General features: G+C 59.3%; 6 protein-coding genes and 1 pseudogene. 4 read left to right on the top strand and 3 right to left on the bottom strand.

Translation table 11 applies throughout. The annotated features are described in order from the left end of the window. The first annotated feature begins 202 nt into the window (after positions 1–202). From B7X65_RS18770 to B7X65_RS18755, 4 genes are all read left to right on the top strand, one after another. Complete coding sequence (locus B7X65_RS18770; protein WP_293595813.1) at positions 203–736, top strand: cupredoxin family protein; 534 nt, start codon at positions 203–205, stop codon at positions 734–736. Positions 737–843: 107 nt separating this feature from the next. Next, on the top strand, positions 844–1,293 hold the full coding sequence (locus tag B7X65_RS23925) for a copper-binding protein (RefSeq protein WP_324487327.1): 450 nt from the start codon (positions 844–846) through the stop codon (positions 1,291–1,293). 78 nt (positions 1,294–1,371) lie between these two features. Continuing rightward, the gene (locus tag B7X65_RS18760) at positions 1,372–3,222 is read left to right on the top strand and encodes a copper resistance system multicopper oxidase (protein WP_293595812.1); all 1,851 of its coding nucleotides are present in this window, start codon (positions 1,372–1,374) and stop codon (positions 3,220–3,222) included. An 11-nt stretch (positions 3,223–3,233) separates the two neighbouring features. Further along, entirely contained in the window at positions 3,234–3,935 is a 702-nt protein-coding gene (locus B7X65_RS18755; protein ID WP_293595811.1) for a copper resistance protein B, read from the top strand. On the opposite strand, the pseudogene B7X65_RS18750 reads toward B7X65_RS18755, so the two are convergent. The 3 genes and pseudogenes from B7X65_RS18750 to B7X65_RS18740 all read right to left on the bottom strand — a co-directional run bounded on the left by B7X65_RS18750 (position 3,932) and on the right by B7X65_RS18740 (position 7,257). Beyond that, a pseudogene (locus tag B7X65_RS18750) lies at positions 3,932–4,879 on the bottom strand (IS481 family transposase). The gene B7X65_RS18755 and the pseudogene B7X65_RS18750 sit on opposite strands and share 4 nt — an antisense overlap. Before the next feature lie 454 nt (positions 4,880–5,333). Further along, the gene (gene petA / locus B7X65_RS18745; RefSeq protein ID WP_293595810.1) at positions 5,334–5,951 is read right to left on the bottom strand and encodes a ubiquinol-cytochrome c reductase iron-sulfur subunit; all 618 of its coding nucleotides are present in this window, start codon (positions 5,949–5,951) and stop codon (positions 5,334–5,336) included. Positions 5,952–6,234: 283 nt separating this feature from the next. Continuing rightward, positions 6,235–7,257, bottom strand: coding sequence for a porin (locus tag B7X65_RS18740; RefSeq protein WP_293595809.1), 1,023 nt, complete (start codon positions 7,255–7,257; stop codon positions 6,235–6,237). Positions 7,258–7,284: the final 27 nt, after the last annotated feature.

Raw genomic sequence — 7,284 nt, 5'->3', positions numbered from 1 at the left:
ACAGCATAGCTATGCGTTCCAGGACGGCAGGCTTGTCCACACCGACAGCATTGCACACAACACCCCGAAGCCAAGCCTCGCCATGACAGACGCGGAGCGGACCCTGTTTCAGGAACAGTACGCCAACTGACCCCCGCACCAAGCCGGGCAGGGTGAACACCGCCCGGCCCTTCTCCTACCCCTACCCCTTAAGGACATTTTCATGAAATATCATCTTCGCACAGCTACCTTGGCGCTTGCTCTTTCCGCTGCTTCGGTTGTTACCTTCGCCGCTGGCTCCCATGCAGGTGGTCACGGTGAGGCCACCATTGGTCAGCCGGGGCAGGCAGCCAACGTGAGCCGCACGATCAAAGTCGACATGACCGACAACATGCGTTTCACCTCGGCCGACATCGCTGTCAAGCAGGGTGAAACCATCCGCTTTTTGGTTACCAATTCCGGCAAGATCAAGCACGAAATGGTTCTCGGCACGCCGAAAGAACTCAAGGAGCACTACGCCATGATGATGAAAATGCCCGAAATGGAGCACGCCGACGCGAACATGATCACGGTCGCACCGGGTCAAACGGGCGAAGTCGTCTGGCAATTCTCCAAGTCAGGCAAAGTTGATTTCGCCTGTCTGCAACCCGGCCACTACGACGCCGGCATGAAGGGCCTGGTCACCGTCGCAGGAACCGCTGGTGCGGCGCCTAACGCCGACACTCCCGCAGGCCACAACGCAAGTCACAAGCATTGATCGATCCGAATAGCCCGACAGCGTTTTTTGCCGGGTTCTCGCATCCCTGAGCGATACTTTTTTATATAACTTTTAACTTTTTCAACTTCCCCGGAAATCAATACATTATGAAAACCTCTAAATCTCTCGCCGCTTTTGGCGCCCTCGCTCTGGCGGCGTCTTTCGCCGCCAACGTCTATGCCCAGACCACCATGAGCAAGGACAGCATGTCCGGTATGGACATGTCCGGAATGAAGATGGACAAGACCGATAAAAGCAGCATGCCCGGCATGAATACGGCGCCGACGAATCAAGGCAGCATGCCCGGCATGACGCTGGACACAGCGGCAAACTCAGCAAAAACCGACGGCGAGGTCCGCAAGATCGACAAGGAGAACCAGAAGATCACCCTGAAGCATGGCGACATCAAAAACCTCGATATGCCCGGTATGACGATGGTATTCAAGGTCAAGGACGCGGCCATGCTGGACAAGGTCCAGGTGGGCAGCAAAGTCAAGTTCAAGGCCGAAAAATCGGACGGCGCGATAGCCGTGACCAGCATTGAACTTGCCCAGTAAGCAGGGGGCAGAGAAACGCCGACCCAGTCGGCACGGCCTTTACCGTGTCACTTTTGCACAAAAGAAAATGAGATCACCATGGATGAACTGAAACGCAGATCGCTGCAGTCGCTGCTTGGCCTGGGCGCCTTGGGAGCGCTTCCACCCGGTTGGGCACAGCTGCGCGCTGTTGAGATTGGCGCGGTACCCGTCAACCGCGCCTACGACCTGACGATCGCCGAGACGGCGCTCAATATCACTGGCAAGCCTGCCATGGGCATCACCATCAACGGCACCATGCCGGGGCCTGTGCTGCGTTTTCGGGAGGGCGAAGAGGTCGTAATTCGCGTGACGAATCAGCTCCGCGAGATCACCGGCATTCACTGGCATGGACTGCTGGTGCCCAACAATCAGGACGGCGTGCCAGGCGTTACCTTTCCGGGCATTCAGCCGGGCGAAACCTTTACCTACCGCTTCAAGCTGCGCCAGTCAGGCACGTACTGGTACCACAGCCATGCGGGGCTGCAGGAAGCGGCCGGGTATTTCGCCCCCATCGTCATCGACCCGATCAAGCCCGACCCCTTCAAATACGACCGCGAGTACATCGTGATGCTGTCGGACTGGAACGACACGCCACCACCCCAGGTGCTGGCGAACCTCAAGAAGGTTGAAGGCTACTACAACTACCGGCGCATCACGACGCCCCAGTTTCTCGCTCAACTGCGCAATGCACCCGACAAGAAGGCGCGCGATGCGGTCTGGAACGATCGCATGGAATGGGCCAAGATGCGCATGGACCCGACCGACTTCAGCGACGGCGGCGACGAATGGACTTTCCTGATGGCGGGCAAAAAGCCAGCCGAGAACTGGACCGCGCTTTTCAAGCCCGGCGAACGCGTGCGCATGCGCTTCATCAACGCCTCGCCGATGAATATGTTCGATGTCCGGATTCCAGGCCTTCCGATGACTGTGGTGCAGGCCGACGGTCAGAACGTGAGCCCTGTCGAAGTCGATGAATTCCGCATCGGCAACGGCGAAACCTACGACGTGATCGTGCAACCGAAGGAAGCCAAGGCCTATAGTATTTTCGTGCCCACCATCGCACGCATCGGCTACGCACTGGGAACATTGGCACCGGAACTTGGCATGAGTGCCCCCGTGCCGGACATGGGACCGAAGCCCGTGCGGACGATGGCCGACATGGGTATGGCGGGCATGGACATGAGCGGCTCAGCCGATACCTCGGGAGCGGCAGATGCTTCAGGCATGGCCGGAATGCCCGGCATGGATACCAAACCCGCTGCAGACGCGAGCATGGCAGGTATGAATATGGGCAAACCGGCGGCCACTTCGCCAGGCGCGTCTATGGCCATGCCTTCCACGCCTGCCGACAAGGCCATGGCCGACATGCCCGGCATGTCAGCGTCGGGCAAGCCAGTGCCTGCAGCAAAGCCGGCGGATTCGATGGCGGGTATGCCCGGAATGTCGGACCAGACGGCGGCCGCCCCGATTGCCGCCCCGGTGGATGCGGACGGCTTGCGCCGGCTGAAATACGGGCTGCTGCGCGCTGCCACCCGCAACGCCGACAACCGTGCGCCGGAAAGAGAACTTTTGGTACGGTTGACCGGCGACATGACGCGTTATTTCTGGTCGATCAACGACAAGAAACTTTCCAACGCCAAGCCCTTCAAAATAGGGCTTGGGGAGCGGGTACGCATCAAGATGGTCAACGAAACCATGATGGAGCACCCCATGCACCTGCACGGCGTATTCATGGAGCTGGTCAATGGCAATGGCATATTCGCCCCGCGCAAACACACCATCATCGTGCCACCGGCGCAAACAGTGGAGCTAGATGTTACCTACGAAGACGAAGGTACCTGGGCCTTCCACTGCCATCTTTTTTACCACGCAGTGACCGGCATGTTTCGCCTTGTCGAAGTAGCTTGAACCTAACCATAATGAACAACAATCTCAACCCTATAGCATCGGTGCGTTGGCTCGCTGCTGCCGTCCTCGGCCTGTCTGCCCTGTCTGCGCAGGCGGTGGAAGACGAGTCGATTTATTCCTACACCAAGGTCGAAGCCGGAACCGGCAAGATACGCGGCCAGGCCGGCTCAAGCCAGTCACTCAGTGTCGATGGCTGGGTTGGCGGTGACGTCAATAGGCTTTGGTACCAGTTTGATGCTGAGCGTAGCAAAGGACGAACGGAGGCCGCTGAGATGCAGCTGCTTTACGGGCGTTACGTTGCTCCATTCTGGGACGCACAGATTGGCCTGCGACATGACGAGCGACCAGGTCGACGTGACTACCTCGCTTTGGGAGTTCGTGGCCTCGCACCGTACTCTTTTGACGTCGATCTAAAGCTATTCATTCGAGACGACGGCAAGGTATCCGCCCGCACCCGGTTCGAAAACGATTTCCTGCTGACCAACCGCTTCATCCTGCGTCCCTACGCCAATGTGGAGTGGTCCGCTTCGAACCTCGATTCCACGGTTCGCTCGGGACCTTACCAAGTCGACATTGGCATTCAGGCACGTTACGAATTCAACCGGCGTTTCGCGCCTTATGTGGATCTGTCGAGAACTTTTTACCCTCTTACTCAACCGGGTGGGCAGCAGCCTTCAACACTGGTCCGTGCTGGTTTGCGCGTTATCTTCTAGCTGTAGTTTCTCACGACGTTGTTCCCATCAAATCCGAGGCAAGAAGATGGAGGGAGGTGGGAGGGAAGTGGGAGGTAGCTGAGTGGGGTCTGGTGAAGTTGTAGTGATGCATCCAGGGCGCCAGCTTATGGGCTCGCGCATCTGAATTGGGATAGACGAAGGCGTAGGCCCATTCGCGCAGCAAGGTCTGGATGAATCGTTCGGCCTTGCCATTGGTGCGCGGAGTGTACGGGCGCGTGCGGGTGTACCTGATCCCCAAGCGGCGCAGCAGCTTGGCAAAGCGCCTTGATTTGTAAGCCGATCCGTTATCGGTCATCACGCTGGCCACTTTGACGCCCAAGGCCTTGTAGTAACGCAGCGCCGCCAGCAGGTGAGCGCAGGCACAGCGTGCCGTCTCATCAGGCAGCAGCAGGCTAAAGCCCACCCTGGAATGGTCGTCGATGGCCACATGCAGCGCCTGGGAGCCCGCCCGGGGTGTGTTCTGGGTGCGGTCACCCGTCACCCGGTGGCCCGGCCGATCAAGGCGGTGCAGCTTCTTGGTGTCCAGGTGCAGCAACTCACCGGGGCTGGCGCGCTCATAGCGCACCACCGGTGGCGCATCCTGCAAGGCTGTCAGCTTGGCTGCGCCGGCGGCCTTGCAGGCCCGGGCAATAGCGCTTCGCAACAGTCCCACCCGATCGGCAATCTAATAGGTCAGGCGCTGAGTCTTGCGCAAGCGCACGGCCCGCTCGACTTTGCGGGCGTAACTGCGCTGTGGGCAAATCAGAGGTCGGGAGCTGCGGTCCAGCGCTGCCCTCCTGGGCGTAGCGTTGCTGCCACTTGCGGGCCGTGCGGGCACTCAAACCAGCGGCTGCAGCCGCTGGCTTCAGACCCATCCGGTCTATTTCTTTAACCAAATGGGCTCGACCTTTGGGCGCCATTGAGGCATTCTTGTGGATGTTCATCCGGGGAGTCCTGAAAAAGTTGGGATGTAAGAGCCTCCATCTTCCTTCACCTCGGGTGAACAATCTCTTGGGAAATTACATCTAGCGGAAAATAACAACCGGGACCCAATACACGACTTACGCGCATCAGAACCTGTGTCGAATGCCCGTGGCCAGGCTGGAGCAGCTATGAATGTCGTGATGCGATCACGCATGGCGATGACGTAGACATGCTTGCAGGCCCACCTTGTCGTGCTTGCAAAACAACAACTGACTGGACCACGAGGGCAAGCAGTGCGCAGCGCTTGACGAGCGCAATCAACCGATGCCGGACACCGTAGAGGCGAAGATGCTGGAGCGCGGCGGGATAGCTGATGCTGATCGGTCAAAACTGCGCTGAAGTCCTGCATGACGTGCGGCTTGGAGCCTGTGGCAGTGCCCGCGACACCTGAAAATCTAGTTCACAGGCAGGACTTCAGTTGGCGTTTTTGTCAGTGCCAACCTCTATGAGGGAGTCAGAGACATAGCGATGCGGCGGCACTTCAAGGTTGCTGGGCGCCGGAACGTTGCGGAACACACGACCTGCCAGGTCGAAAGCCGACCCATGGCAGGGACAAAAAAAGCCACCCGGCCACCCGGCACGCAAGTCGGTCGCACCGGCATCGGGGCGATACGCCGGTATACAACCGAGGTGCGTGCACAACGCGACAAACACGCCGATCTCGGGTCGGATCGAGCGCTGCGAATTTTTGGCGTAGTCGGGTTGCTGCTCGCGTCGCAGCGAAGCCGGATCCGCCAAGGCGCTTAGCAGATCGGGCGACTGCAAGCGCTGCTGCTGAGCCGCGCTGCGCCGCAAAATCCAGACGGGTTTGCCACGCCATTCGACGGTCATGAGCCGCTCTTCCGGCAAATCCTCGATCGACACCGTCACCGCCGCGCCAAGCGCCTTGGCGCGCTCGCTGGGGGCAAAGGACGACACGAAGGGAACCGCAGCGGCGACGATGCCGGCGCCGCCGACACCCACTGTGGCGAAGGTGAGTTGACGGCGATACGCATCGGGCGCACACGTGCAGGCTTTCAAGGCGTCAGTCATGGGAAATCCTTTCAGCAGGGCTTCTGATCTCGACGCCGCGGCCTCAGGTCATGAGGGTCCCAATAGGCCAGACCATGTGAGTGGCAAACTGATACCCAGAGCAAGGTCGGCAGGTTTGATCGGATCCCCTGCGGACACCGACCAAGCGGTTAGAGCCTGAATCGCATCGATAGTTTCCGGGATCGCGAACTTCTCAACCCGCGCTGTCATGCAGCCATGGGCAAGGTGAGCACCGATCGCAAGCTCTGTGGCTGTCCGGCCCCGCGAGCTCGAAAAATCAGAATCAGAACCTGTGTCGAATGCCCGTGGCCAAGCTGGAGCCGCTATTAAATGTCGTGATGCGATCAAGCATGGCAATCACGTAGACATCGGTTCTCTTGGACAGGTTGTAGTCGTAGCCCAACGAAAGGGTGTTGCGCGTATTGCCTGCGACCACTCGTGTCCCGGCCAAGCCAGCCAGAATCTTGCCGCTGCCAAGCGGGCTGGACAAGCCCAGCGAATAGGACTTGGCTCGCGTCGTGGAAATAGCCGCCTTGCTCTGTCCGTACGTTGCGAACGTTTTGACGGCCGTGAAGTCGTATGAGCCGCCCAGCATCCAGTCCGTCCTTGTGTCACCCAACGCGAAGGCGACCGGCACGGGATTGGTCACCTGATTTCTCTCGTAGTAGGCGCCCAGTGCCATGGGGCCGCTGAAATACAGCGCGTTAACGCCAACATTCTTCTTGCCGGATTGCCCAGCGATCTCCCCGAACTGATAGTGCAGGTTAGCACGCAAGCCGCCGATGTCCGGCGTGCTGTAGGTCGCCTGGTTGCTCCACCCCGTGTCGGAAGGCGTGGTAGCGGCCCATCCGGTCCCATTGAACAGGGGCACATTCTTGTGAAGCATGAGCGGCGAGAACGTGAAGGAGTCGCCAAAGGGATTCAGGACGACCGTCGGCAGGAAGTTGGGCGCCAGCCCGCGCCCGAGTGTCAAGCTGCCGAAACCGCCAAACAAGCCAACAGAGGCCTCGCGCGAGAAGAAGGTATCACCGGTAAAGCGCCCCTGCACACCCGTATCAGCTCGAAAAAATGAAGACAACGCGAAATTCGCCTTCAGGCCGCCGCCCAGGTCTTCCGAACCCTTGACACCGAACCATGAGGTGGTCAAGCCGCCACTGTTGACAACACTGGTGCGCTGGGCATCGCCGGCCATCTGCATCCTTCCCGCGTAGACGTCCACAGCACCGGCGAGTTGCGCCGTGCTCTGAGCATACGCACCACTTATGGTGCAGGCAGCCAATGCCGCTGCGATAAGAATGTTTCTCATAGGTCCTCTTTTGTGTTGCCAGATATT

The sequence above is a fragment of the Polaromonas sp. 39-63-25 genome (genome assembly GCF_002278925.1).
Lineage (GTDB): Bacteria > Pseudomonadota > Gammaproteobacteria > Burkholderiales > Burkholderiaceae_C > Polaromonas.
Note: the sequence above shows the minus strand (reverse complement) of the source record. Positions and strands in the feature narration are given on the sequence as shown.

Coding starts and splice junctions, on each gene's coding strand:
- B7X65_RS18770 (WP_293595813.1), top strand. CDS start 203: ATGAAATATCATCTTCGCACAGCTACCTTGGCGCTTGCTCTTTCCGCT.
- B7X65_RS23925 (WP_324487327.1), top strand. CDS start 844: ATGAAAACCTCTAAATCTCTCGCCGCTTTTGGCGCCCTCGCTCTGGCG.
- B7X65_RS18760 (WP_293595812.1), top strand. CDS start 1,372: ATGGATGAACTGAAACGCAGATCGCTGCAGTCGCTGCTTGGCCTGGGC.
- B7X65_RS18755 (WP_293595811.1), top strand. CDS start 3,234: ATGAACAACAATCTCAACCCTATAGCATCGGTGCGTTGGCTCGCTGCT.
- petA (WP_293595810.1), bottom strand. CDS start 5,951: ATGACTGACGCCTTGAAAGCCTGCACGTGTGCGCCCGATGCGTATCGC.
- B7X65_RS18740 (WP_293595809.1), bottom strand. CDS start 7,257: ATGAGAAACATTCTTATCGCAGCGGCATTGGCTGCCTGCACCATAAGT.